At 39.8% G+C, this 25619-nt stretch carries 26 protein-coding genes and 2 tRNA genes; 26 read left to right on the forward strand and 2 right to left on the reverse strand.

Annotation, left to right across the window (positions count from 1 at the left end; genetic code table 11):
• Positions 1–9: 9 nt before the first annotated feature.
• The 9 genes from spoVT (at position 10) to C8K15_RS16830 (ending at position 6527) form a co-directional block, all read left to right on the forward strand.
• Complete coding sequence (spoVT, locus tag C8K15_RS16790; protein ID WP_108587521.1) at positions 10–546, forward strand: stage V sporulation protein T; 537 nt, start codon at positions 10–12, stop codon at positions 544–546.
• Positions 547–664: 118 nt separating this feature from the next.
• Positions 665–2284 carry a putative polysaccharide biosynthesis protein gene (locus tag C8K15_RS16795; protein WP_108587523.1) on the forward strand — a complete coding sequence of 540 codons (1620 nt, stop codon included), beginning with the start codon at positions 665–667 and terminating at the stop codon, positions 2282–2284.
• Positions 2285–2289: 5 nt separating this feature from the next.
• Positions 2290–3753: a bifunctional methyltransferase/pyrophosphohydrolase YabN gene (yabN, locus tag C8K15_RS16800; RefSeq protein ID WP_108587524.1), complete on the forward strand. Its 1464-nt coding sequence runs from the start codon at positions 2290–2292 to the stop codon at positions 3751–3753.
• 1 nt (position 3754) lies between these two features.
• The gene (locus C8K15_RS16805) at positions 3755–4045 is read left to right on the forward strand and encodes an RNA-binding S4 domain-containing protein (protein WP_108587526.1); all 291 of its coding nucleotides are present in this window, start codon (positions 3755–3757) and stop codon (positions 4043–4045) included.
• A gap of 87 nt (positions 4046–4132) precedes the next feature.
• Positions 4133–4432 carry a sporulation protein YabP gene (yabP, locus tag C8K15_RS16810; RefSeq protein ID WP_108587529.1) on the forward strand — a complete coding sequence of 100 codons (300 nt, stop codon included), beginning with the start codon at positions 4133–4135 and terminating at the stop codon, positions 4430–4432.
• A complete protein-coding gene (gene yabQ, locus C8K15_RS16815) occupies positions 4429–4902 on the forward strand; it encodes a spore cortex biosynthesis protein YabQ (RefSeq protein ID WP_369973778.1) in 474 nt (157 codons plus the stop codon). Before yabP ends, yabQ begins: the two co-directional genes overlap by 4 nt.
• Before the next feature lie 66 nt (positions 4903–4968).
• Entirely contained in the window at positions 4969–5382 is a 414-nt protein-coding gene (locus C8K15_RS16820; RefSeq protein ID WP_233260544.1) for an FtsB family cell division protein, read from the forward strand.
• Between the two features lie 125 nt (positions 5383–5507).
• The gene (locus C8K15_RS16825) at positions 5508–5930 is read left to right on the forward strand and encodes a S1 domain-containing RNA-binding protein (protein WP_024536352.1); all 423 of its coding nucleotides are present in this window, start codon (positions 5508–5510) and stop codon (positions 5928–5930) included.
• A 135-nt stretch (positions 5931–6065) separates the two neighbouring features.
• The gene (locus tag C8K15_RS16830; protein WP_108587535.1) at positions 6066–6527 is read left to right on the forward strand and encodes a DinB family protein; all 462 of its coding nucleotides are present in this window, start codon (positions 6066–6068) and stop codon (positions 6525–6527) included.
• A gap of 47 nt (positions 6528–6574) precedes the next feature.
• Here C8K15_RS16830 and C8K15_RS16835 read toward each other — a convergent pair.
• A tRNA-Glu gene (locus C8K15_RS16835) sits at positions 6575–6646 on the reverse strand.
• 48 nt (positions 6647–6694) lie between these two features.
• A tRNA-Met gene (locus tag C8K15_RS16840) sits at positions 6695–6768 on the reverse strand.
• A gap of 186 nt (positions 6769–6954) precedes the next feature.
• Between C8K15_RS16840 and C8K15_RS16845 the strand changes: the two genes are divergently transcribed.
• The 17 genes from C8K15_RS16845 (at position 6955) to lysS (ending at position 25136) form a co-directional block, all read left to right on the forward strand.
• Entirely contained in the window at positions 6955–9372 is a 2418-nt protein-coding gene (locus C8K15_RS16845; RefSeq protein ID WP_108587537.1) for a SpoIIE family protein phosphatase, read from the forward strand.
• A gap of 26 nt (positions 9373–9398) precedes the next feature.
• Entirely contained in the window at positions 9399–10787 is a 1389-nt protein-coding gene (gene tilS / locus C8K15_RS16850; RefSeq protein WP_108587538.1) for a tRNA lysidine(34) synthetase TilS, read from the forward strand.
• Between the two features lie 18 nt (positions 10788–10805).
• Positions 10806–11348 carry a hypoxanthine phosphoribosyltransferase gene (gene hpt, locus C8K15_RS16855; RefSeq protein WP_108587540.1) on the forward strand — a complete coding sequence of 181 codons (543 nt, stop codon included), beginning with the start codon at positions 10806–10808 and terminating at the stop codon, positions 11346–11348.
• 131 nt (positions 11349–11479) lie between these two features.
• Positions 11480–13477, forward strand: a complete 1998-nt coding sequence (gene ftsH, locus C8K15_RS16860) for an ATP-dependent zinc metalloprotease FtsH (RefSeq protein WP_108587542.1) — start codon at positions 11480–11482, stop codon at positions 13475–13477.
• Between the two features lie 209 nt (positions 13478–13686).
• Positions 13687–14451, forward strand: a complete 765-nt coding sequence (locus C8K15_RS16865; RefSeq protein WP_108587545.1) for a type III pantothenate kinase — start codon at positions 13687–13689, stop codon at positions 14449–14451.
• A gap of 17 nt (positions 14452–14468) precedes the next feature.
• Positions 14469–15350 carry an Hsp33 family molecular chaperone HslO gene (gene hslO / locus C8K15_RS16870; protein WP_108587546.1) on the forward strand — a complete coding sequence of 294 codons (882 nt, stop codon included), beginning with the start codon at positions 14469–14471 and terminating at the stop codon, positions 15348–15350.
• Entirely contained in the window at positions 15334–16269 is a 936-nt protein-coding gene (locus C8K15_RS16875) for a peptidyl-prolyl cis-trans isomerase (protein WP_108587548.1), read from the forward strand. The genes hslO and C8K15_RS16875 overlap by 17 nt, the downstream gene beginning before the upstream one ends.
• A 245-nt stretch (positions 16270–16514) precedes the next feature.
• On the forward strand, positions 16515–17438 hold the full coding sequence (gene cysK, locus C8K15_RS16880) for a cysteine synthase A (RefSeq protein WP_108587550.1): 924 nt from the start codon (positions 16515–16517) through the stop codon (positions 17436–17438).
• Positions 17439–17546: 108 nt separating this feature from the next.
• The gene (locus C8K15_RS16885) at positions 17547–18965 is read left to right on the forward strand and encodes an anthranilate synthase component I family protein (RefSeq protein ID WP_108587551.1); all 1419 of its coding nucleotides are present in this window, start codon (positions 17547–17549) and stop codon (positions 18963–18965) included.
• Positions 18962–19555, forward strand: coding sequence for an aminodeoxychorismate/anthranilate synthase component II (gene pabA / locus C8K15_RS16890; protein WP_108587553.1), 594 nt, complete (start codon positions 18962–18964; stop codon positions 19553–19555). Before C8K15_RS16885 ends, pabA begins: the two co-directional genes overlap by 4 nt.
• On the forward strand, positions 19555–20406 hold the full coding sequence (gene pabC / locus C8K15_RS16895; protein ID WP_108587555.1) for an aminodeoxychorismate lyase: 852 nt from the start codon (positions 19555–19557) through the stop codon (positions 20404–20406). The genes pabA and pabC overlap by 1 nt, the downstream gene beginning before the upstream one ends.
• Before the next feature lie 2 nt (positions 20407–20408).
• A complete protein-coding gene (gene folP, locus C8K15_RS16900) occupies positions 20409–21260 on the forward strand; it encodes a dihydropteroate synthase (protein ID WP_199224134.1) in 852 nt (283 codons plus the stop codon).
• A gap of 14 nt (positions 21261–21274) precedes the next feature.
• Positions 21275–21643 carry a dihydroneopterin aldolase gene (gene folB / locus C8K15_RS16905; RefSeq protein WP_108587559.1) on the forward strand — a complete coding sequence of 123 codons (369 nt, stop codon included), beginning with the start codon at positions 21275–21277 and terminating at the stop codon, positions 21641–21643.
• The gene (gene folK / locus C8K15_RS16910) at positions 21640–22158 is read left to right on the forward strand and encodes a 2-amino-4-hydroxy-6-hydroxymethyldihydropteridine diphosphokinase (RefSeq protein WP_108587560.1); all 519 of its coding nucleotides are present in this window, start codon (positions 21640–21642) and stop codon (positions 22156–22158) included. Before folB ends, folK begins: the two co-directional genes overlap by 4 nt.
• A complete protein-coding gene (locus tag C8K15_RS16915) occupies positions 22110–22322 on the forward strand; it encodes a helix-turn-helix domain-containing protein (RefSeq protein ID WP_108587562.1) in 213 nt (70 codons plus the stop codon). Before folK ends, C8K15_RS16915 begins: the two co-directional genes overlap by 49 nt.
• 16 nt (positions 22323–22338) lie before the next feature.
• Positions 22339–23364 (forward strand): tRNA dihydrouridine synthase DusB, encoded by a 1026-nt coding sequence (dusB, locus tag C8K15_RS16920; RefSeq protein ID WP_108587564.1) that lies wholly within the window; start codon positions 22339–22341, stop codon positions 23362–23364.
• 275 nt (positions 23365–23639) lie between these two features.
• Complete coding sequence (lysS, locus tag C8K15_RS16925; RefSeq protein WP_108587566.1) at positions 23640–25136, forward strand: lysine--tRNA ligase; 1497 nt, start codon at positions 23640–23642, stop codon at positions 25134–25136.
• The last annotated feature ends 483 nt before the right edge of the window (positions 25137–25619 follow it).

Raw genomic sequence — 25619 nt, forward strand, 5'->3', positions numbered from 1 at the left:
GCAACAAGGATGAAAGCAACAGGTATCGTCAGACGAATTGATGACCTCGGCCGTGTCGTCATTCCAAAAGAAATTAGAAGAACTCTCCGAATTCGTGAAGGAGACCCGCTTGAGATTTTTACGGACCGAGATGGCGAAGTCATATTAAAAAAGTATTCCCCAATTAGTGAACTCGGTAGTTTTGCGCAAGAGTATGCAGAAACGCTGTATGCGACACTTGGCACACCCGCTTTTATTAGCGACCGGGATGAAATGATTGCAGTGGCAGGTGTATCGAAAAAAGATTATTTAAATCGTCGATTATCCTCACAAGCAGAAGAAATTTTGCAATCACGAACGATCGTATCGGAAAAAATGGAAAAAGCGGTAGAATGGATTCCAGGTCAAGTTGAACAAGTGAAATCGTATTGTGTTGCGCCGATTATTGTCGATGGCAACCCAATTGGTGCTGTTTACTTAATATCAAAAGTTCATTTTATTGGAGATTCAGAAACAAAAGCAGTAGAAACAGCAGCACATTTTCTAGCCAAACAAATGGAACACTAAATGTAGAAAAACGTCTTCTTAATCACATAAGAAGACGTTTTTTTTCATGTTATAATAGAAGTCATTAAAAGTGGATTCGTCCGCGCTAGCTATTGCTTGATTGGAATGAGGAACAACTATGAACAATGAATGGACGATGCAAAAATTTATGAAAGGTGCAGTTTTGTTGACAATTGCTGCCCTAATCGTCAAGGCTTTAAGTGCAGTGTACCGAATTCCTTTTCAAAATATTGTCGGGGATCAAGGTTTTTACATATATCAGCAAGTCTATCCATTTATCGGGGTATTAACTGTTTGGACCTCGTATGGATTTGCTGTCGCTATTTCTAAACTTTTAGCAGATGCACATGACCAGTCAAACTTGGATCAGCGATCGACCATCTTACGAATAGCATTTATTTATCTAAGTGTGATATCAATTGTCAGTTTTACGTTGTTATTTACAGGAGCAGATGTATTAGCACGATGGATGGGTGATAAAGAACTTGCCCAACTTCTTCGTACTGGATCGTTTGTGGTGTTATTAATGCCTATTTTGGCGCTACTAAAAGGTTCGTTTCAAGCTGAAGGAAGAATGGAACCTGTTGCATATGGACAAGTTATTGAACAGATGGTGCGCGTGACAGTTATTTTAGTAGGTACATATGTTGTCGTGAAGACGGGCGCATCATTATATACGGCAGGGAGTACCGCCTTACTAGGTGCCATCGTGGGCGAAATCGCTGGTATCATATTGCTTCTTTTATTTATACGAAAGAAACTATCGTATAGTTTATTTAAGAAAAGGCAGAGCAAAGTTCCGGTTGGTCCAATTATTAAAGATCTGACTATTATTAGTTTAAGTGTCAGTATGAGTTCTCTTATCTTGTTATTTTTCCAATTAGTCGACTCATTTACGATTTTTAGTAGTTTAACTGAAACGGGAATGAATCGTTTAACCGCGATGGAAACGAAAGGGACCTATGACAGAGGCTTACCTCTTGTTCAAATGGGAATTCTAATTGCTTCTACTTTGTCACTCTCCATAGTTCCGTTAATTGCCCATACTACCCAAAAAAAGTCGGGTAGAAATGCTATTCCTTACGCACAATTAACGTTTAGGATTGCCTTATTATTCGGAACGGCAGCGACGCTAGGTCTCATTTTGGTGTTACCACCAGTTAATGAAATGTTGTTTGAAACGAGAGACTTATCAGCAACATTAATGATATTCTGTATTCAAATATTTTGGCTGTCGCTAATCTTAACCATGACGTCTGTTCTACAAGGTTTAGGAAAAGTTGTTCTTCCAGCGTTCTTGTTAATCACTGGACTTATTCTTAAGTGGCTATGCAATGCTTGGTTACTCCCTAAATATGGAATAATGGGGGCGGCGATTGCTAGTAATGTTGGATTTGCCTTTATCACGCTAAGTCTATACGTGTATGTCTATTCAATTTGGAAGATTCGTTTCGCCACAGCCAAATTTTATGGCCATTTAGGTGTAGCTTCGTTATTTATGATTGTCATCGTAATGATGTGGGGAATTATTGCAGATAGTTGGATATTTGATGGGTTTTCAAGTCGCTTAAGAGCCATGTTTACAGCCCTCAGCAGTGTAGGTTTAGGGGCAACTGTCTTTTTACTATATATAGCAAAGAGTCGAATTGTTGCGGAAAAAGAATGGTTTTTATTGCCACTTGGGCGGAGAATGGCCATGATTCAATTGTGGCTACATAGTGAAAAGAGGAAGGGGTGACGTTTATGCATACGATTACAGTTCTTGGTTTAGGAGCGGGAGATTTAGAGCAGTTACCGCTAGGTGTGTATAAAAAATTAGTGAAGGCACAAAGACTTTATGTGCGAACAGCTGAACATCCGGTGTTACAGGAACTAGTGAATGAAGGAATTTCGTTTGAAAGTTTTGATGCCATTTACGAAAAACACGATGCTTTTGAAGCCGTGTATAAAGAAATTGTTGAAACATTAATCACATTATCACAATCAGATTCTTTATTTTACGCAGTTCCAGGTCATCCTTTAGTTGCGGAACAAACCGTTCAGTGGTTAGTGGAAGCAGAAACAGAGGGACGCATTCAACTTGAAATTGTTGGTGGGCAAAGCTTTTTAGACCCTATTTTTAATGCATTACGCATTGACCCAATTGAAGGTTTTCAGTTGCTTGATGGAACGATGTTTAAAAGAGACGACGTTCAAATGTCTCAACATGTCTTAATCGCTCAAGTATATGATGCGTACAGTGCGTCTGACGTGAAGTTAACGTTAATGGAGAAGTATCCAGAGGATTATCCCGTAACCATTGTAACGGCTGCTGGTTCTGCAGATGAGCTATTGAGAGTCGTGCCGCTTTACGAACTCGACCGTGCTGCAGAACTGAACAATTTGACGACGATTTATGTGCCGCCGACAAACAAGCGGGAAGCACGATTAAAAGAATGGTCAACATTTAGAGAGATTATCGCTATGCTTCGCGCACCTGAAGGCTGTCCATGGGATCGCGAACAAACACATGAGACATTAAAGAAATATTTAATAGAGGAAGTTCATGAATTTTTACAAGCTGTAAATGACCAAGATGATGATGGCATGATAGAAGAATTAGGCGATATTTTGCTTCAAGTGTTCTTACATGCTCAAATTGGTGAAGATGATGGATACTTTAGCTTAGAAGATGTGCTCGAAAGCGTTTCTTCTAAAATGATTCGCAGACATCCACATGTCTTTGGGGACGTAAAAGTTGAAAGTTCAGAAGATGTATTGCGCAACTGGCAACAATTGAAATCAGAAGAAAAAGGGAATCAACATATACTTGTTTTAGATGGACAAGAACGCTCAGAATCGTCACTTTTGACATCTTACAACTTCCAAAAAGCCGCAGCCAAAGTTGGTTTTGACTGGCCAAATGCTGAGGGTGCTTGGTTGAAATTTGAAGAAGAGTGGAAAGAATTTACCCATGAAATTAACGCCGGTACTAAAGCATCACAACTCGATGAACTTGGCGATGTACTCTTCACAATTGTGAATGTAGCTCGTTTTTATGGTCTTTCGCCTGAAGAGGCAATGATACATGCGAATCGCAAATTTAAAACACGTTTTCAATTTGTTGAGGAAAGCGTAGCACGAGGTAAAGGTGAGTTCAGTGAATATACATTAGATGAACTCGAAGCATTTTGGCAACAAGCCAAACAATCCAAAGGGGATGAATGATATGAGATTAGATAAATTTTTAAAAGTTTCACGTTTAATTAAACGACGTACACTTGCAAAAGAAGTGGCAGATCAAGGACGTATTACAGTCAATGGCAAAGTAAGTAAAGCAAGTTCAGTCATTAAAGTGGGCGACGAATTAGCCATTCGTTTTGGCCAAAAGGTTGTAACAGCATGTATTGAGATGTTGAAAGAAGTTGTTAAAAAGGAAGAGTCAACAATGATGTATACCATCTTAAAAGAAGAAAGACTTGAAAAGGTTGATCCTGAATTTGTCGATGATGAAGATTAATTAATTAATGAGCATGGCCAAAAATGGTCATGCTTTTTTGTTTGTCTGCATATAGTTAATGGACTGGACAAGTAAAGGAGGAATTTTATGCAATATCAAGCCGAACATCCATCTATCACGATTCCATCAGGAGACCACGTTATTAGTTTACGAAATCGTAAGCGTATGGACTTAACATCTGTCAAATCTATTGAGCGTTTTGACGCAGAAGAGTTTGCAGTAAAAACTTCACAAGGACATTTAAGTATTAAAGGTGAAGAGTTACGGATTGTGCATCTAGATGTGGACAAAGGGTTACTGACTCTTGAAGGTCATGTGCGAACTTTCCAATACGATGATGAAGATCGTGAACCTACCCGTAACTTCCTGCATAAATTGTTTGGATGACGATTTCATATCAATTCTTAAGTCTGTTGGCCATGATGTTAAGTGGCGTGGCCACAGGTTTTTTAGTTGAAAGTTTTCGTGACAGTTGTCAAGCTCTCCGTCCAGGTGCAATTATTAGGCGTTATCAAAGATTTTTTGAAATTTTATTATGGATAGGACTCGGAATTGCGAGTTTCTACTTATTATTTCAGTTAAGAGATGGAACGTGGAGAATATACGATCCGTGTGCTCAAATTGTTGGAATCATTTGTTATGAGTTATGGTTTCGAACACCAATGCTTTTTGTGAGAAGGGTATTTATGAGATTAATTGTACATCCAATATGGTGGGTCATTCATTTAATTGTGACAATCATACGTAATATTATTCGTGTCCTTGTTAAACTATTTATGGTTATACTATGGCCTTTGATAATACTATTTAATAAAATAAATGAAAAAATACCCCGAAGGACCCTTCAAAAAAAATGATTTATCAGTTATAATAGCAACTACTAATAAGTTGACAAATTATGGCTGGGAGTGAACAACTTGGGTGTGAATAAGAAAACTGAAGAAAATCGTAATATTTCATCCATTAATAAAGATTATGTCCGCTCGGTTGAACGCCTAGAGAAGCGTGAAAAAGCACATAAAACCCGTTTGTTTAGACGATTGGGTGCTTTCGCTGTCATTGTAGTTGTAGTAATGGGTTGGCTAACGCTTACAATGTTTGATAAATCACAAGCGCTAGCTGCTAAAGAAAACCAAAAGGTAGAAGTTCTTCAAGCCTTAGAAGAAGTTCAAGACGAACACGACATGTTGAAATCTCAAATTTTAAAGTTAAATGATGATGAATATATTGCAAAGCTTGCAAGAAAAGAATATTTCCTTTCAGAAGACAATGAAATTATTTTTGCTATCCCTGAAAATGAAGAAAATGATGACAAAAACATTGATTCAAAAGAGTAGTCTTATTGACACTCTTTTTTTGTTGGATATAATTAAGAATGGAGATCTTTATTTTTGGGTCCGATTTTACTATTACAAGGCTTCTAAAGAAGCCGGCTTAATTTTTAAGGAGGAGCATTTTTTTTATGTCAATTGAAGTAGGCAGCAAGGTACAAGGTAAAGTAACAGGAATCACAAATTTCGGCGCATTCGTCGAACTACCAGGTGGCTCAACAGGTCTTGTTCATATCAGTGAAGTCGCTGACAACTATGTGAAAGATATCAACGAGCATTTGAAAGTCGGAGATATGGTTGAAGTAAAAGTGATGAATGTGGAAGCTGACGGCAAAATAGGCTTATCTATTCGTAAAGCCAAGCCACAAGCTGAGCGACCAGAACGTCCTCAACGTCCACGCCCGAATAATCGTCCAAACGATCGAGATCGTCCGTTTAAAGAGAATTTTGAGCAAAAAATGGCGCGTTTCTTAAAAGACAGTGAAGAGCGTTTGACCACTTTAAAACGTGCTACTGAAACTAAACGTGGCGGTCGCGGAGCTAAACGAGGATAATTTGCTGGCTGTTTTGATCGTAGAAAAAGTGTTTTTAACAACATCCCTGCTGATATGCGGGGATGTTTTTTTGCGTATTGGAATAAAGGGATTGTAGCTTATGGTAGAGAAAAATAATAGAAAGGAGTGTGGCTTATGAGCAGCAAACAACAAATATTAAGAACACATAAAAATTATCAAGCATGGTTGGATTCATTAAAAGAACTAACACCTGAACAAGCAATGAGTCCATACCAGCAAGGAAAATGGTCACCAAATGAAATTGTCATGCACTTGGCTGAATGGGATCGGTTCACTTCGGAAGATCGACTTCCTAACATGAAAGAAGGTGCTAAACTTGAAAGATTTCCAGCTTTCGAAGAATTTAATTCAAAAGCTGCAGCACGTGCTGCTGAACAAACATTTGAAGAAACCATCGCTTATGCGAAAATTGAGCGTCAGCGCATTACACAAAAACTTGAAGTAGTAGATGAAAGTGAATGGAATAAAGAATTTCAAATTGGTGATCATACTTTGTCGATTATGAGCTATTTCACTGATTTTTGGGAACATGATGAACATCATAAACGACAAATTGAGCGTGTAAGAAACTCCTAGATAATCAAAAAAACTCACAAGAGAATATCTCTTGTGAGTTTTTCGGATGACCCCTACGGGGTTCGAACCCGTGTTACCGCCGTGAAAGGGCGGTGTCTTAACCGCTTGACCAAGGGGCCTAGGAAAAGCAGAAAGCGCCAAAGTGGCGCTTTCTGCTTTTCTTAATATGGCGGCCGAGGGGATCGAACCCCCGACCTCACGGGTATGAACCGTACGCTCTAGCCAGCTGAGCTAGGCCGCCGTTTTTAAAGAACATTTATAATAATACAAGTGAATATATGCGAATGTCAAGCTATCTTTTAAAAATTTTTACGGTTTCTTCTGATATTTCGTCGAAATGTTTTTTGTTTGTGTTGTCACAAATAGACAAACTTTAAACAATCCTTCTCCTATAATGAGAAACATCGTAGGGGAAGGGAATGGTTTCATGAAGTCGTTAACAACTGATGGTGTGAAGAAAATGCCTGTTTGGAGCCGTTGGATGCTCTTAGTAAAAAAGAAAAAATTAAAAATCACACTATCTACACTTATTTTATTCTTTGCATTCTTCTTATCGAAAGCAGTGTTATTTGAAGCAGCGGTACCTTTCTTTTTACCAATTTGGGCAATCGTGGCGAGGAGGTATCCGCGTTATCTACCGTTTGTTTGGATTGGGGGCCTCAGTGGGAGCTTGACGCTCGGAATAGGTCAGACTATCCTTCATGTGTTGCAGATCGGTGGTTATCAAGGAATCAGCCAAATTCTTAAAAACAAAAAATTTATACCATTTCAAGTTGCAATGGTAATCTTGCTTGTCCAATTTGGATGGCAGTGGGTATCATATGGCGGCGCCATCCCATTGTCGGTATCGTTACTAGTTTTGTATGAAAGTATTTTATCTGCGATTATGACGGTCTTTTTATTCCAACTGTTTGTTCCTATGCACGCTCTTACGACAGCGAAATGGACGTTTGAACGAATTGGAGCAGCGGTGATGGTGAGTGCTTTGATGTTAACGGGGATGGGGGGATTGTTATTTGGTCTCGTCTCAGTGCCTCTAGTACTCGTTCATCTTGTGATATTTGGAGCGGTTAGTGTGGGTGGGGTATTTGTCGGAACGGCAGTAGCCACTATTATGGGTACAATACTTAGCCTGTCCCAACTATCGTTTAGCGGCATGATTGCGGTTTATGCCCTATCTGGATTAAGTGCGGGGTTGTTTCAAAATAAAAATCGATTATGGATTGCAATAGGTTCTTTCGGAGCCGCGCTATTCTTCACTGTATATGACAATACGTTACCACTCGATAAAGTTTATTTTGCTTCTCTCGCTTGTGCGAGCATGATTTTTTTTATATTGCCAACTTCTTGGATAAACTATGCTCAGAATCAGTTTTTCCCAAAACCATCATCAGTTCTTTTTAAAAGGCAACAATGGCTTACTGATAAAGTAAATACTCAACTATTCGATTTCCAACAGTTTGTAGAATTTATTACACAACTTGTCAACGATCGCTTTCCCACACAAAAAGAAACTGCTTCGACTAGCCAAACACCTGAATATTCTGTATGTGGAACTTGCTTTAGACAAGATAAATGTTGGGGTGACTCTGGCCAAGGGATGTACCCGGTGATCGAGGAATGGAAAGAAATGAGGGCTCATACCAAATCAGGTGTTCGTTATCGGTTAAATGATCGGATTCAAGAAAAATGTGTACGTTCAAATGGCTTGGTGGATGCACTTGAAGAAGAGTATGCAAATAACAAACTTGCTGGACACTATGCTCATGGTAAAAAGATGCTAGCCTACCAATTGCGTGACATGAGTCAGCATGTCAGCGATCTAATGGCAGACCTTCAGATGAATGAAGCAAACCACGAATCAGAAGAAGAGAAAATTTCGAAACGCTTAGATGATGCTAAAATTGCACATTTTCAAATTGATATGCTTTCCGAAGAACAAGGAGCAAGAAAGATTGTCTGTTGTTTACCAATCAAACAAGCAGAGTGGGAAACGAATCAAATGATAGGTGAGAGACTTATCATTCCGATTCTTCATGAATTATATGATGAACCTTTTGAAATTAGTCGTACTTCTGAAATTAAGGATCCATTTTCACACATCCAAATTACTTTTCAGTCTGCTGTGAGATTTACGTATGATTACGGAGTATTTACGAGTTCCTATCAAAATACGGTATATTCTGGGGATGCCCATAGTGTCATTCCTTTGCATAGTGGGCTAGTTGCATTCGTATTATCTGATGGAATGGGTCAAAATATGGAAGCTTATCATGAGAGTAGAAAAGTCATTAGGTTATTAAGAGAATGTTTACAACACCAAATGAACCCAGAAACTGCAATGCATACGTTACATTACGTCATGTCACTCAAACACCATTCCGATTTATATGCAACGGTGGATTTAGCATTGCTTGATTTACAGCAAGGTAAATTGTGGTCGTTTAAAGCGGGTAGCATGTCAACGTATTTACTAAGAGGGAAGGATTGTGTGAAAATTGATAGTCAAAGTGTGCCAATTGGGTTCTTACCAACCATGTCGGTAGATGCAGAAGAACGGCTTGTTAAAGCTGGAGATATTTTAGTTATGTTGTCAGATGGAATGTTTTCACCGGATTACTCTTTAGAAGAACAAGAAAACGAACTAATTAGGTTAATGAAAAAGTATGAATCGACGCCTACAGGATCTCTCGCTGATGTATTAGCTGCAGAATTTAATAATAAATATCCAGCTGCTGAAGATGATCGAACACTTATTGTGGTAAAACTAAGACACGCTGTACCAGAATGGTCACTCTTTTCTCCATCTTATCGAAATATTTCCCGGGAAAGAATGATAAAATAGAATAAAAGCAAGGAGGTGACAAGAAGTTGGGTTTTCGTGAAGAGATTTTAACATATAATCAAAGACATCGATTAATAAGCGAAGGAGATCGACTTCTTGTCGGATGTTCTGGGGGCGCAGATTCAATTGCGCTCCTCACTTTTTTGCACAAACAAAAAGATTTTCTCGCTATCGAACTAGGTTGTATTCATGCAAACCATGGTCTTAGAGGAAAAGAGTCCGACGAAGATGAACGTTTTGTAAGGGATTTATGTGACAGTTGGAACATTCAGTTTCACAGTAAAACATTACCTATAAAAAACATTCTTCTTCGCGAAAATGGGAACTTACAGGATGTTTGTCGTCGTGAACGTTATCGCTTTTTTGAACAAGTGATGGAGGAAAGTCATTACAACAAACTGGCAGTAGCTCATCATGCGGATGATCAAGTGGAGTCTGTATTTATGGGTTTGACAAGAGGAACAAGATCGAATGGTATGTACGCAAAACGCAATTATGGAAAGTGTGAATTAATTCGTCCTTTGCTATCTGTAACACGAAAACAAATAGAACAATATTTGAATGAACAGCACTATACATATCGTGAAGATTCCAGTAATAAAAAGGACACTTATACCCGTAACCGATTCCGTCATCATATCGTCCCGCTCGTCCAAGAAGAAAACCAAAATGTGGCAGCGGCTATTACGAAATGGACACATCAGCAGCAACAAGATGAGCAATTGTTGCACAAACTTGCCATGATGGAATATGAAAAAATCATCCTTTCATCGGACTCTCATGCACTATCTATCGACTTACTTCAATTTCAAGGTATCGAGGTTGCTTTACAAAAAAGAGTAGTTCTACTACTATTAAACTATCTATACCCTAATGAAAGTTTATGGTTAAGCCATTCGCTTATTGAACAAGTCCATAGCCAGTGTCTCGAATGTGATGGTTCAAGTGAGATTCATCTTCCAGACGGGAGAAAAGGGTTCCGCCACTACTCAACAATGCTGTTTTCTTTTGAAGAAGCGAACTCAGCAATACCCGCCACTGAGAGCATAGTTGTCATTGGAGAGTGGGTTTCTGTTGGGATGGACTTACGGATAAAGATGATTAATCGAGAAGACGAGATGAATGTGGACGACGGATGGTATGTAACACTTAATATAAGTGAACTACCTATTCATGTGCGAGGAAGACAACCGGGAGACCGATTGTTGCTAAAAGGAATGAAAGAACCTAAGCGTTTATCTCGCTTAATGATTGATGAAAAAGTTCCTCGACATACCCGCCAGGCAGTTCAATTGCTCGAAACACATCAACGAGAGATAATTGGTGTACCAGGCGTGCGATTAGGTTCGCGTTTTACTAAACAACCACATGAAGGTTGGACACATCAGTTCATGATTGAAAAAGAGAGCCACTAAGCTCAAGGAGGAACCCATATGTTAGAAAAAGATATTCAAGAAGTGTTAATTTCTGAAGAACAACTACAAACAAAAATTCGCGAATTAGGCGAAGTTTTAACTGCTGATTACAACGATAAATTCCCACTCGCGGTTGGTGTACTAAAAGGCGCAATGCCATTTATGGCTGACCTTATGAAGCGTATGGATATTTACATGGAAATTGATTTCATGGACGTTTCAAGTTACGGGAATGCCACAGTTTCTTCTGGTGAAGTGAAAATTGTAAAAGATTTAAACACAAGTGTTGAAGGTCGTGACGTGTTAATTTTAGAAGATATTATCGATAGTGGGTTAACACTTAGCTATTTAGTTGACCTGTTTAAATACCGTAAAGCAAAATCGATTAAAGTCGTTACATTACTAGACAAACCAACGGGTCGTAAAGTTGATCTACAAGCGGATTATGTTGGCTTTATTGTTCCTGATGCTTTTGTAGTAGGATACGGATTAGACTACATGGAAAAATATCGTAACTTACCGTATGTAGGAGTTTTGAAGAAAGAAGTTTACTCTTTTTAATAGATTGAATTTAATTTACGACATAAATTAAAGAATAACGTGTAAAAGGCAAGGCATATCGTTGTACCCTTTTTTCTTCGTATGATAAGATTATCATTAGTTTTTCTGTATATTTCTTGAGGAGGTTCGGGATGAATCGAATATTTCGATACACCATATTTTATTTATTAATTTTCCTCGTAATTATTGGGATTTTTGGTACGTTTAACAGCGGGAAAGAACCTACCAAAGAAGTCAATTATGGCGAGTTTCTTACTGCGTTAGAAAGTGGCAAGGTTACTGAATTTTCAATGCAACCAGATCAAGGGGTGTATGAAGTTCGAGGGAAAATGGAAGGGTATAAAAAAGACGAGGAATTCGTCACTGCCATTACTATGGATAACCCATCAGTCCTAACTGCCATCGACAAAGCGTCAAAAACGAGCGGTGTCAAAGTTTTACCAGCACCTGAAACAAGCGGATGGGTGCAATTCTTTACCGGCTTAATTCCATTCATCATTATCTTTATCCTGTTCTTCTTCTTGTTGAACCAAGCTCAGGGTGGCGGTAACCGAGTGATGAATTTCGGGAAAAGTAAAGCGAAATTATATGATAATGAAAAGAAAAAAGTTCGTTTTGAAGATGTAGCAGGAGCGGACGAAGAGAAACAAGAACTTGTAGAAGTGGTTGAATTCTTAAAAGACCCTCGCAAATTCGATGCAATTGGTGCTCGTATTCCTAAAGGGATTCTTCTAGTTGGTCCTCCGGGTACTGGTAAAACGTTACTTGCTCGTGCTGTTGCAGGCGAATCAGGTGTTCCTTTCTTCTCTATTAGTGGTTCTGATTTCGTGGAAATGTTTGTTGGGGTTGGTGCATCTCGTGTACGTGACCTTTTCGAAAATGCCAAGAAAAATGCACCATGTATCATTTTCATCGATGAAATTGATGCAGTTGGTCGTCAACGTGGAGCAGGTCTTGGTGGTGGACACGATGAGCGTGAACAAACCTTGAACCAATTACTTGTTGAAATGGATGGTTTCGGAGCGAATGAAGGTATTATTATCATCGCGGCAACAAACCGCCCAGATATTTTAGATCCAGCTCTTCTTCGTCCAGGACGTTTTGACCGTCAAATCACGGTTGGTCGCCCAGATGTTAAAGGTCGTGAAGCTGTCCTAAGAGTACATGCACGTAACAAACCTTTAGAAGAAGAAGTAGATTTTAAAGCAATCGCACAACGTACACCAGGATTTTCTGGTGCGGATTTAGAAAATCTTCTGAACGAAGCAGCTTTAGTTGCTGCACGTCGTAACAAGAAGAAGATTGATATGGAAGATATTGATGAAGCGACTGACCGTGTAATTGCAGGTCCTGCTAAAACGGGTAAAGTCATTTCAGCAAAAGAACGCAATATTGTTGCCTACCACGAAGCGGGACACGTAGTAATTGGATTAACTTTAGATGATGCAGAAATTGTACATAAAGTTACCATCGTTCCACGTGGTCAAGCAGGTGGATATGCAGTTATGTTACCAAAAGAAGATCGTTACTTCATGACAAAACCAGAATTACTTGATAAAATTTCTGGTTTACTTGGCGGGCGTGTAGCTGAAGATGTAGTCTTCGGTGAAGTCTCAACTGGTGCTCATAATGACTTCCAACGTGCGACGAGTATTGCTCGGAGCATGGTGACAGAATACGGAATGAGCGATAAGCTTGGACCGATGCAATTTGGTCAAGCGCAAGGCGGAAACGTCTTCTTGGGTCGTGACTTTAACTCTGAACAAAATTATTCAGATGCGATTGCTTACGAAATTGACCAAGAAATGCAAACTATGATCAAAGAGCAATACGCCCGTACGAAAGAAATTTTGACGGAAAAACGTGAATTGCTTGAGCTAATTGCAACCACACTTCTTGAAGTAGAAACATTAGATGCTGGTCAAATTATGCACCTGAAAGAACATGGTACTTTACCTGTTCGTCCGGTTAAGGATTCTGTAACTGAAATAGTAGATGTGGAAACGGAAAAGGTTGACGAAGTAACACCAGACGTTACAGGCGCACCAAACGACCCATCAATAGCGGATCTACCGAAGGAAGAAACAACAGTTGAACCTTCACCAGGCATTAAAGAAGATCGTAAATAACGAATAATGCATATAAAGCTGAGCGGCCTCCCTATGTGGAAGTCGCTCAGCTTTTTTATGCATAGATAATTATGGTATGATGACTTACAGAAAAGTATAGGTGAGAAATATGGCCTGATTGTTAGACACGAAAAGCGAAGTGTAGAAGGTCAAAGTAGGCAGACTGCAATACTAAAGCAATCTATTAATGGAATTTGTGAGGTACACTAATGATACTCGTTTTAGATACTGGAAATACGAATATTGTGCTGGGTGTTTATCATTCAGACGAATTAATTCATCACTGGCGCATGGAAACGGATCGTTACAAAACGGAAGACGAATACGGCATGCAAGTAAAGGCGTTATTTAATCATGCCGGTATCGACTTTAGTCAAATTCATGGCATCATCATTTCGTCCGTTGTTCCGTCTATCATGTTTTCGTTGGAACGCATGTGTCAGAAATATTTTGGCCTTAAGCCACTCATAGTAGGTCCAGGTGTGAAAACGGGATTAAATATTAAATACGAAAATCCTCGTGAAGTTGGCGCAGACCGTATTGTCAACGCAGTGGCGGCGATAGAAGAATATGGACCACCACTCATTATTGTTGATTTTGGAACGGCCACAACCTATTGTTATATAAATGAAAAAGGCGATTATATGGGTGGCGCGATTGCTCCTGGTATTGGTATTTCAACCGAAGCTCTATTTACTAAAGCTTCTAAATTACCTCGTATTGAATTAACCAAGCCCGAGAGTGTAGTTGGTAAAAATACAATCTCTGCCATGCAAGCCGGTATTGTTTTCGGATATGTCGGGCAAGTTGAAGGTATTGTATCTCGTATGAAAGCACAAAGTAAATTACAGCCTACTGTCATTGCGACTGGTGGGATGGCTAATTTAATTGCCGCAGAATCGACCGTAATCGATAAAATTGACCCTTATTTAACTTTAAAAGGATTGCATTTAATATACGAACGTAACCATTAAGAAAAGAGGAAACGAAAATGAATGATTATTTAGTAAGAGCTTTAGCATTTGAAGGAAAAGTGAGAGCTTTTTCGGTTCGTACAACCGATACAATAAGAGAAGCACAACAACGTCACGCAACGTGGCCAACTGCATCAGCAGCACTTGGTCGTTCGATGACAGCTGGCGTTATGATGGGGGCTATGCTTAAAGGTGAAGATAAGATAACGGTTAAAGTGGAAGGTAAAGGTCCTATCGGTGCCATTATCGTCGATAGTAACTCAAAAGGTGAAGTACGTGGATATGTTTCACATCCTCAGACCCACTTTGAATTGAATGAGCACGGTAAGCTTGATGTGAAACGCGCAGTTGGAACAGATGGCATGTTGACGATAGTTAAAGACCTAGGAATGAGAGACTTCTTTACGGGTTCAGTGCCACTAGTATCGGGTGAACTAGGTGAAGACTTCACATATTACTTCGCTACATCAGAACAAGTACCTTCTTCTGTTGGGTTAGGTGTGTTAGTAAATCCGGATAATTCAATTTTGGCTTCAGGCGGTTTTATCATTCAGTTAATGCCAGGAATTGAAGATGACACGATTTCTGTTATTGAAGAAAAACTAAGTTCTATGGAGCCTGTATCTACACTGATTGCAAAGGGTTTATCCCCTGAAGAATTATTGCAAGAGGTTTTAGGTGAAGAAAATGTCCATGTACTAGATAAAATGGACGTTTCATTTGAATGTAACTGTTCGAAGGAACGATTTGGAACGGCTATTTTAGCTTTAGGTGTAAATGAAATTCAAGAAATGATTGAAGATGACGGCAAAGCAGAAGCGCAATGTCATTTCTGTATGGAAACGTATGAATATTCACAGCAAGAATTGGAATCTTATATCGATGAAATCAACTCATAATAATGTAGGTGGTCGCGACGGGCGACTTACTCAGAAGAAATTGAAAACGAAACCTGTACTTATTGTTTTAGGTCTTTTATTGCTTGGAAACATGTTATGGTTTATCGCTTGGCTAGTTCCAAACGGACCAACTGGCGGCAATGAAGTTGTGGCTACAGTTGGAAAAGAGGAGATTTCCCGTGAAGACTGGATGGTCGCGATGGAAGAGCAGTATGGAAAAGAAACATTACTTGAGCTGGTAAACGCTCGAGTAATGAATACGGCTGCTAAAAAATACGAAATTAAAGTGACTGATAAAGAAATAGATTTGGAATTGTCCTTAATCAGAACTGCTCAAGACAGCACTGGTTCACAAGGTCTGTCTTTGAACAGTGATATGCACCGTCAAAAAACGCGTGCCCAATTAATACTAGATAAAGTGTTAACAAAAGACGTGGTGATTGAAGATGAGCAAATCCAAACATTTTTTGATGAAAACCAGTCCCTTTATAATATCCCTACTACATATCAAGCGAGTTTAATTGTTTTACAGACTATATCAGACGCACAAGAGGCAGTAAATGAACTCGAAAATGGTTCTTCGTTTGATGTGTTAGCTCGTGAACGGTCAGTTGATGCTTCTTCGGCAAGTCTTGGTGGAGATATTGGATATATTTCTGAAGGTCAAGAGAATGTAGATTCTTCTGTTGTGGAAGCAGCTAGTAAACTAGAAGTAGACCAATGGAGTAGTCCAGTTGCACTATCTGAAGGTCGATACGGCGTCGTCTACTTACAGGATATTGTAGAAGGTCAAGAGTTCTCTTTTGAAGATGTGAAAGATCATATCAAACGTGAATTGGCTTTGGAACAACTACCACAATCCGTTTCCCCAGAAGCGTTTTGGAAAGAATTTGACACCGAATGGTTTTATGGCGAATAAGATCGAAATGCTGAAAGCGCCACTCTAGCTCGACTTCACGGTGGTTTCCTTTGCCTACGAGTAACCGTTACGCAATCTTCTGGAATAGACATAAAAGGGCTTAAAGTTACGTATTATAACGATATAACCAAGCAGTTTTCTGATTCGTTCAGGTGGCTGCTTTTTGTTTGCGAAAAGTCAGAAAAATTGGTAGGATTAAGAAGATAATAAAACCAATTGAACTACTAGGTATTAGGAGTGAGAAAATGACAAGAGTAGGTAATTCAGTAGCAGATTTAGTAGGTAAAACCCCGATTGTTAAATTAAACAGACTTACAGGACCTGAAGACGCAGAGGTATATTTGAAGTTAGAATTCTTCAACCCCAGTAGTAGTGTGAAAGATCGTATTGCTCTTTCAATGGTTGAAGCGGCAGAACGTGATGGAAAGTTAAAACAAGGTGATACGATTATTGAACCAACAAGTGGTAACACAGGAATAGGTCTCGCTATGATTGCTGCAGCTAAAGGGTATAAATCGGTACTTGTTATGCCTGAAACAATGAGCATGGAGCGACGTAATTTATTGCGTGCATACGGTGCTGACTTAGTGTTAACTCCAGGACCTGACGGAATGAAGGGTGCAATTGCAAAAGCAACTGAATTAGCAGAAGAAAACGGCTGGTATATGCCTCAACAATTTAATAACTTAGCAAATCCAGAAGTACATCGTTTAACGACTGGTCCTGAAATTGTAGAAGCGATGGATCAACTAGATGCTTTTGTTTCAGGTATTGGTACAGGTGGAACAATCACTGGTGCTGGTGAAGTATTGAAAAAGAACTTCCCGGGAATTGAAATTGTGGCAGTTGAGCCAAAAGATTCAGCAATTTTATCGGGTGGTCAACCAGGACCTCATAAAATCCAAGGAATTGGTGCCGGTTTCGTTCCTGAAGTGTTGGATACTGAAATTTATGACAGCATTATTCAAGTGTCAAATGAAGATGCGTATGAAACAGCGCGAAAAGTAGCGCGAGAAGAAGGAATTCTTGGTGGTGTCTCATCAGGAGCCGCTGTGCATGCGGCGTTAGAAGTAGCACGTAGACTTGGTAAAGGCAAAAAAGTTTTAGCTATTCTTCCTTCGAATGGAGAACGCTATTTAAGTACACCACTGTATCAATTTGAAGACTAATAGTAATAGATAAAGAGGGAGCGGAGACGTTCTCTCTTTTTTGTGGCGTTTAACTAGTGATTCGCGATAAGATGAAAGCGATACTTGTTATTCAGGGGGAGAATGGACATGCAGGATGTTCAATTACATACAGCAACAATGTCACTAAATAAAGATGATTTTTATTATGCTTATAAAGAGCTCACACAAACTGAGTCTCACCATATTTTGATGGAAAGTGGACGCGGAGGGCAATTTAGTGTGGCAGCATGGAATCCATTAGCCGTTATAGAATCAACTGAAAGTGGTTTACTGATAAAGTGGCGTGATGGGAAAGTGGAAGAAAGACACGGAGAAGCTCTGCAATTAGTCGAAAAGCTAGTAGAAGAATATCAATTTGCACATATCGCTGATTTGCCAGATTTTCAAGGTGGTGCAGCAGGGTTCATTACATACGACTATGCTCGACAAATTGAAGCGTTGCCAAATGGCACGGAAGATGATTTACATATTCCAGACTTGTACTTCTACTTGCTGGATCAATGGGCGGTTTTAGATATTGAGAAAGAAGAAGTGCATGTTATGCATATTTCGACTGTGGATGTTGATTTGCAAGCAGAAAGTGAAAAATGGAGACAAGCGGCTAAAAAAGGTTTAGCGGCTCGAGTGTTTATTGCGGGTGGAGCGACAGAAGTACTTGACGACCAGACGGAACTTCATGTCTCTATGACTGGAGACGTTTTTGAAGAAGCAGTGCGTAGTATCCAGGCGTATATTAGCCAAGGCGATGTGTTCCAAGTAAACTTGTCTGTTCGTCAATCGAAGGCGCTAAGCGTATCTCCCGTAACATATTATGAGGCGTTACGTTCGTTTAATCCTTCGCCGTACATGGCATTTATTCAATCGCCCGAGTTTGCAGTTGTATCAGGATCGCCAGAGTTATTGGTGAAGAAAAAAGGCGATGAACTATCAACTCGGCCAATCGCAGGAACGCGTCCTCGTGGGAAAAATGAAAATGAAGATGAGCTACTAGCAAAAGAATTAATTGATAACGAAAAAGAACGTGCTGAACATGTCATGTTAGTTGATTTAGAACGCAATGATTTAGGGCGTGTCTCGGCATATGGTTCTGTTGAAGTAAACGAGTTCATGGTTATCGAAAAATATTCGCACGTGATGCATATTGTTTCTAACGTAAGAGGAACACTAGCTGAAAACACATCTAATGCTGAAGTCCTTCGCGCGGTATTCCCTGGAGGAACCATTACGGGAGCACCTAAAATCAGGACAATGGAAATTATTGAAGAACTTGAACCCGTCAGACGCGGTTTATATACAGGTTCTATCGGTTGGCTCGGTTACACAGGTGACTTGGAATTCAATATCGTCATTCGCACAGCGTTTGTGCAAGATGGTATGGCTCATATTCAAGCAGGAGCCGGTATTGTTATTGACTCGAGTCCAGCAAATGAGTACATCGAATCTTTAAACAAAGCAAAAGCACTGTGGCAAGCAAAAGCAATGGCGGAGGGAGTGGGGAAAAAATGATTTTAATGATCGATAACTACGATTCATTTACCTATAACTTAGTTCAATATTTTGGCGAACTTGGAAAAGAGTTAATCGTTAAACGTAATGATGAATTGACGATTGCTGATATTGAATCGTTAAAACCTGAAATGATTGTTGTTTCTCCAGGACCTTGTACGCCAAATGATGCAGGCGTCAGCCTAAATGTCATTACGCACTTTTCTGGAAAGATTCCAATTTTCGGAGTGTGTCTAGGGCATCAATCGATTGGACAAGCATTCGGTGGAAATGTCATTCGAGCGGAGCGCTTAATGCATGGCAAAACTTCACCTGTTCATCACGATGGAAAAGGTGTTAATACCGGAATGCCAAATCCATTTCAAGCAACGCGTTATCATTCATTAATTGTTGAAAAAGAATCATTTCCCGATTGTTTAGAAGTGACTTCTTGGACGGCGGAAGGCGAAATTATGGGCCTTCGTCATCGCGAATTTGCCATTGAAGGCGTTCAGTATCATCCTGAATCAATCATGACTGAAGAAGGTAAACAATTGCTGCGGAATTTCATTCACACCTATTGCCAGCCGGCTAAGAAGCAGGAAGTGTAATGTGGGCTTGGATGAATGGGGAGTTTGTTAAGGCAGATGAGTTGCGTATTTCTCCTTTTGACCACGGTTTTTTATATGGTTTAGGTTTTTTCGAAACATTCCGTACATATGAAGGAGAGCCTTTCTTACTTGAAGACCATATAGAACGGTTGCGTAAGGCGCTCGATGAATTTCGAATTGAACTCGAATTAGATTTAGAGATGTTGAAAGCTATCATACTTGAGCTAAATGCAAGAAGTGGCGGGAAAGACGGTTATTTTAGACTGAATGTATCTGCTGGCGAGCATGAAATTGGTTTAGCTCCTTCTGTTTATGAAAAACCGTCAGTCATTTTGTTTAGAAAAAACTTGCCGCCTTTTATACGTGGCAAAGAAAAATCAGCCGTATGGTTAAAAACTCGACGCAATACACCAGAAAGCGAACATCGATATAAATCTCACCATTATGCAAATAATGTTCTGGCGCGCTTAGAATTACCATCTCTTGCAGAACAAGAAGGCTTTTTTTTAACAGGTGAAGGGCATGTAGCAGAAGGTATTACATCAAATGTGTTTTGGGTGAAAGACAGTGTATTGTATACTCCTGCTCTAGAAACAGGAATTTTAGCTGGAATTACACGTAATTGGGTGATTAAGACAGCGGAATCACTTGGGATTAATGTGGAAGAAGGTTTATTTACTCCTGGAAAGCTTGAAGAGGCTGATGAAGTTTTTGTGACGAATGCTGTACAAGAGTTGGTGCCCATTCATCAACTTGGGACGAATCTGTTTGACGGAAAGAATGGATTAATTTACAGGAAGTTACACGATCACTATAAGGATCATGTGGAACAGACAAGCAAGGAGCGATAATGGTGAATTTAATCCACTATACAAAACCGTTCGAAGTGAATGGAACGGTTTTTGATTTTCATAAAGAAACAATTGTTATGGGGATATTGAATGTAACACCAGACTCATTCTCAGATGGTGGACGATTCGATGCTGTAGAAGCGGCAATTAATCATGCAAAGAAAATGGTTGCTGAAGGTGCGAAAATTATTGATGTCGGTGGTGAATCAACACGACCAGGTCATGCGGCCGTAAGTCTTGAAGAAGAACTCTCTCGTGTCATTCCCGTTATACATGCATTATCTAGGGAACTCGATGTGGCTATATCAATTGATACATATAAAGCAAAAGTGGCGGAAGCTGCCATACAAGCAGGTGCTCATATCATTAATGATGTATGGGGTGCTAAACGTGAACCTGCGATTGCGGAAGTGGCGGCAAGACTCGGTGTGCCTATTTTATTGATGCATAATCGTGATAATACCAACTATACTGATTTCTGGCCGGACGTACGTAAGGATCTAGAAGAAAGTGTTCAAATTGCCAAAGCTGCAGGAGTTCCAAGCCATCATATTTGGCTAGATCCAGGCATTGGATTTGCTAAAACTACGCAACAAAATATTTTGATGATGCAACATTTACAGGATCTTGTGGAGATGGGCTACCCAGTGTTACTAGCAACATCTCGCAAAACGATGGTTGGCAAAGTCTTAAATCTGCCAATTGAAGAACGTCTTGAAGGAACAGCAGCAACGGTATCCTTTGGTATCATGAATGGATGTCACATGGTGCGAGTGCATGACGTGAAAGAAATTGTTCGCACTGTGCGCATGATGGATGTATTGATTGATAAACAACCATATATAGAAAGTTAAGAGGGGCGAAGTAAATGGATTATATTCATGTGAATGACATGGAATTTTGGGGAAATCATGGTGTGTTGGCTGAAGAAACGAGACTCGGGCAACGCTTCCGTGTAACACTTTCTCTAGCTGTTGATTTACAAGAAGCCGGTCAAACAGATAATTTAGACAAAACGGTAAACTATGCAGAAGCATTTTTCATTTGTCAAAATATTGTTGAAGGTGAACCTGTTAAGTTAGTAGAGACTGTGGCAGAGCGAATTGCAACAGAAATATTAACGACATTCAAAGATCGCGTAAAAGGGTGTAAAGTAATCGTAATTAAACCTGACCCTCCAATTCCTGGTCATTATCGTTCGGTATCCGTTGAAATTACGAGAGGCGAATATGTATGAATACCGCATACCTATCGTTAGGTTCGAATCTTGGAAATCGGTTTGACATGTTACAAGATGCGGTTCTCATGTTGCAAGAACAACCTGAATTAACAGTAACTCAGGTTTCGTCTGTTTATGAAACCGATCCTGTAGGATATACTGAACAAGCAACTTTTTTAAATATAGTTGTCGAAATAAAGAGTGATTTATCTGCAGAAAAAATCCTTTTAATTTGCTTGGAAACTGAGCAGACTCTAGGGCGTATTCGCGAATTTCGCTGGGGACCAAGATGTATAGACCTTGACATTTTGCTCTATAATGATAAAAATATAGTGTCAGAGAAACTGACTGTCCCTCATCCGCGAATGCATGAGCGAGGGTTCGTTCTCGTACCGTTAATGGAATTGGTGCCTGAGGGTGTTCATCCAGTAACGGGTGTGTCTTTGCGCGAGTATGCAAGAGGACTGAAAGAAGGCGTTCACGTATGGAAAACAATCGATGGGGTAGACGCATTCGTGCGTTTAGAAAGCTAAAAGCGATGAAGCAACTCGACTTTGCCCATAAAATCGGCATGTCAACATCGGTATTAGGTCAAATCGAGCGTGGAACTCGAGTACCAACAATAGAACAATTAGATAATATGGCATCCGTGCTGCATATAGAGGTAGAAGAGTTAATGGGTGAAACGAATTCATAAGAAAGGAGGGTGAACAATGACGAAGATGAATGATAAGCCATTTCAAATTGGCAAGCATGTAATGGATAACCGTGTAGTGTTAGCGCCAATGGCTGGTATTTGTAACTCGGCATTCCGTTTAACGGTAAAAGAGTTTGGTGCTGGACTTGTTTATGCAGAAATGATTTCCGATAAAGGTATTGTGCATAAAAACGAAAGAACGATGAACATGCTGTACATTGATGACAGAGAAAACCCGTTGTCATTACAAATTTTTGGTGGGGACAAAGATACACTTGTTGAAGCTGCAAAATATGTAGACCAAAACACTACGGCAGATATTATTGACATCAACATGGGATGCCCAGTTTCGAAAATTATAAAATGTGAAGCGGGCGCGAAGTTATTGCTCGATCCAGAAAAAATTTACGAAATGGTTGCGGCTGTTGTCGACAACGTAAAAAAACCAGTAAGTGTGAAAATGCGTACAGGTTGGGATCTTGATCATTTATATGCAGTTCAAAATGCGCAAGCTGTTGAACGCGCGGGAGGATCAGCGGTTGCTGTTCACGGACGTACACGCGTACAAATGTATGAAGGTCACGCAGACTGGGATATTATTCGCCAAGTGAAAGAAAATGTCAAGATTCCCGTTATTGGTAATGGTGATGTAGAAACGCCTCAAGATGCAAAACGTATGCTAGAGGAAACAGGTGTTGATGGTGTCATGATTGGTCGCGCAGCATTAGGTGATCCGTGGATGATTTACCGCACCGTGGAATATTTGGAGTCTGGTGAGTTAAAACCAGAACCATCTGTTCGTGAGAAAATGGATGTCTGCTTACTTCACTTCGAACGGTTAGTGGCACTTAAAGGTGAACACGTTGCCGTTCGAGAAATGCGTAAACATGCTTCATGGTACTTAAAAGGCATCCGTGGAAACGGAAAAGCACGTAATTTAATTAACCAAACTGAATCTGCACAAGAACTACGCACATTCATTAACAACTTTGCAGAAGAGCAAATGGCACTTGGCCGTGAACTAGAAGCAAGCGTAATGTAAAACAAAGAGAGCTGTCACTTTTGGTGATAGCTCTTCTTTATATAGAAGAAAATAATCAGAATTATGGAAATACATTCAGATTTAAACGAAAAATGCAATAAGACGTGAAGACGATTGTGAAATTGTGTACAATAGGTTCATTATGAATGGCTAGCGATGACGAACAAATGATATTTTTGAATCGGTTTTCAATCAAATACAGTCTATTGGGTTCTTCTTAGCTTTCCGTTAAATGGTTAAACGGAGCTATCAAAAGAAAAGGGAGTGAAATGAATATGTCACATTTAGATGAAACAGAAACAAATGATCAACTTTTGGTGAGACGCCAAAAGATGTCTTCAATAAGTGAGAGTGGACTGGATCCATTTGGCGGGCGTTTTGAACGTTCACATTTATCGGCAGGAATTCATGAAGAGTTTGAACAGTTTTCAAAAGAACAATTGGATGAAGAACCACGCGAAGTGACGATCGCTGGTAGAATCATGACAAAGCGTGGAAAAGGGAAAGCTGGATTCGCTCATCTTCAAGACTTCGGTGGTCAAGTTCAAATATACGTACGTAAAGATGCAATTGGCGACGAAGCTTACCATTTATTTACTACGGCAGACTTAGGAGATATCGTCGGCGTTCGTGGGAATGTTTTCCGTACACAAGTAGGAGAACTTTCGGTGAAAGCAACTGAATTCACTCACTTAACAAAAGCACTTCGTCCTATGCCGGAAAAATTCCATGGCTTAAAAGATGTTGAACAACGTTACCGCCAACGTTACTTAGACTTACTTACTAGTGAAGAGAGCAAAAATACATTTATCACCCGTAGCCGTATCATTCAATCGATGCGTCGATATTTAGATGGACAAGGGTTCTTAGAAGTGGAAACACCACTTATGCATGCAATTGCTGGCGGAGCTGCAGCAAGACCATTTATAACACACCACAATGCATTAGACATGACATTATATATGCGTATTGCAATAGAGCTGCATTTGAAACGATTAATCGTGGGTGGCTTAGAAAAAGTTTATGAAATCGGTCGTGTATTCCGAAACGAAGGAATTTCAACAAGACACAACCCTGAATTTACGATGCTCGAGTTGTATGAAGCTTATGCAGATTACAATGACATCATGGCGTTAACTGAAAACGTAATCGCACATGTAGCACAAGATGTTCTCGGTACAACGAAAGTAATGTACGGAGAAGATGAGATTGATTTATCCCCTGGCTGGAAACGTCTACACATGGCTGATGCAGTCAAAGAAATGACGGGCGTTGATTTCTGGGTAGAGATGACGAAAGAACAAGCTCACGCTTTAGCAAAAGAACATGGTGTGGATATTAAACCTTCTATGGAAGTAGGACATGTGCTTAATGAATTCTTTGAGCAAAAAGTCGAAGAGTCATTAGTTCAACCTACATTTATTTTTGGCCACCCGGTGGAAATCTCACCATTAGCTAAGAAAAATCCACAAGACGGCCGTTTCACAGATCGTTTTGAGTTATTCATCGTTCGTCGTGAGCACGCAAATGCTTTCACAGAATTAAACGACCCAATCGATCAACGCGAACGTTTCGAAGCTCAACTTGTTGAAAAAGAAGCGGGTAATGATGAAGCTCATGAAATGGATGATGATTTTATCGAAGCGCTTGAATACGGAATGCCTCCAACTGGTGGACTAGGTATTGGTATTGATCGTTTAATTATGCTATTAACAAACTCACCATCGATTCGCGATGTTCTATTGTTCCCACAAATGCGTCATCGTGACTAAGTAAGTCAAGAAAGAAGTCGGGTTATCGTCCCGGCTTCTTTTTAATTTGTAAGGAAGAATCTACGGTCTATTATTTTAATAATCTTTTAATTATAAAAAGACTTGTGCACACTTTTGTATGGTGGTATAGTAATCAAGTCGCCAAAACGAGCGGCAAACAAAAATAACTAAACAAAACTTTTTGTTGACATAACAAACTGGATTTGTTAAGATATAAAAGTTGCTGTCGCGAGAGTGACCAACGAAATGAACCTTGAAAACTGAACAGCAAAACGTCAACTAACAAGCGGAACGCACTTCGGTGCGGGAAGCAAAAACGTTTTCTTCCGCCGACACCTGTCGGTATCGAAAACAAACTTGAACTTAATTGTTCATTATAAACGTCAAATTTTTGACGCCAGCAACAAAGTCGAGCTAATCGACTCACCATTATGGAGAGTTTGATCCTGGCTCAGGACGAACGCTGGCGGCGTGCCTAATACA

Source organism: Paenisporosarcina sp. OV554 (assembly GCF_003058165.1).
GTDB lineage: Bacteria > Bacillota > Bacilli > Bacillales_A > Planococcaceae > Paenisporosarcina.

Coding starts and splice junctions, on each gene's coding strand:
- spoVT (WP_108587521.1), top strand. CDS start 10: ATGAAAGCAACAGGTATCGTCAGACGAATTGATGACCTCGGCCGTGTC.
- C8K15_RS16795 (WP_108587523.1), top strand. CDS start 665: ATGAACAATGAATGGACGATGCAAAAATTTATGAAAGGTGCAGTTTTG.
- yabN (WP_108587524.1), top strand. CDS start 2,290: ATGCATACGATTACAGTTCTTGGTTTAGGAGCGGGAGATTTAGAGCAG.
- C8K15_RS16805 (WP_108587526.1), top strand. CDS start 3,755: ATGAGATTAGATAAATTTTTAAAAGTTTCACGTTTAATTAAACGACGT.
- yabP (WP_108587529.1), top strand. CDS start 4,133: ATGCAATATCAAGCCGAACATCCATCTATCACGATTCCATCAGGAGAC.
- yabQ (WP_369973778.1), top strand. CDS start 4,429: ATGACGATTTCATATCAATTCTTAAGTCTGTTGGCCATGATGTTAAGT.
- C8K15_RS16825 (WP_024536352.1), top strand. CDS start 5,508: ATGTCAATTGAAGTAGGCAGCAAGGTACAAGGTAAAGTAACAGGAATC.
- C8K15_RS16830 (WP_108587535.1), top strand. CDS start 6,066: ATGAGCAGCAAACAACAAATATTAAGAACACATAAAAATTATCAAGCA.
- C8K15_RS16845 (WP_108587537.1), top strand. CDS start 6,955: ATGAAGTCGTTAACAACTGATGGTGTGAAGAAAATGCCTGTTTGGAGC.
- hpt (WP_108587540.1), top strand. CDS start 10,806: ATGTTAGAAAAAGATATTCAAGAAGTGTTAATTTCTGAAGAACAACTA.
- ftsH (WP_108587542.1), top strand. CDS start 11,480: ATGAATCGAATATTTCGATACACCATATTTTATTTATTAATTTTCCTC.
- C8K15_RS16865 (WP_108587545.1), top strand. CDS start 13,687: ATGATACTCGTTTTAGATACTGGAAATACGAATATTGTGCTGGGTGTT.
- hslO (WP_108587546.1), top strand. CDS start 14,469: ATGAATGATTATTTAGTAAGAGCTTTAGCATTTGAAGGAAAAGTGAGA.
- C8K15_RS16875 (WP_108587548.1), top strand. CDS start 15,334: ATGAAATCAACTCATAATAATGTAGGTGGTCGCGACGGGCGACTTACT.
- cysK (WP_108587550.1), top strand. CDS start 16,515: ATGACAAGAGTAGGTAATTCAGTAGCAGATTTAGTAGGTAAAACCCCG.
- C8K15_RS16885 (WP_108587551.1), top strand. CDS start 17,547: ATGCAGGATGTTCAATTACATACAGCAACAATGTCACTAAATAAAGAT.
- pabA (WP_108587553.1), top strand. CDS start 18,962: ATGATTTTAATGATCGATAACTACGATTCATTTACCTATAACTTAGTT.
- pabC (WP_108587555.1), top strand. CDS start 19,555: ATGTGGGCTTGGATGAATGGGGAGTTTGTTAAGGCAGATGAGTTGCGT.
- folB (WP_108587559.1), top strand. CDS start 21,275: ATGGATTATATTCATGTGAATGACATGGAATTTTGGGGAAATCATGGT.
- folK (WP_108587560.1), top strand. CDS start 21,640: ATGAATACCGCATACCTATCGTTAGGTTCGAATCTTGGAAATCGGTTT.
- C8K15_RS16915 (WP_108587562.1), top strand. CDS start 22,110: ATGGAAAACAATCGATGGGGTAGACGCATTCGTGCGTTTAGAAAGCTA.
- dusB (WP_108587564.1), top strand. CDS start 22,339: ATGACGAAGATGAATGATAAGCCATTTCAAATTGGCAAGCATGTAATG.
- lysS (WP_108587566.1), top strand. CDS start 23,640: ATGTCACATTTAGATGAAACAGAAACAAATGATCAACTTTTGGTGAGA.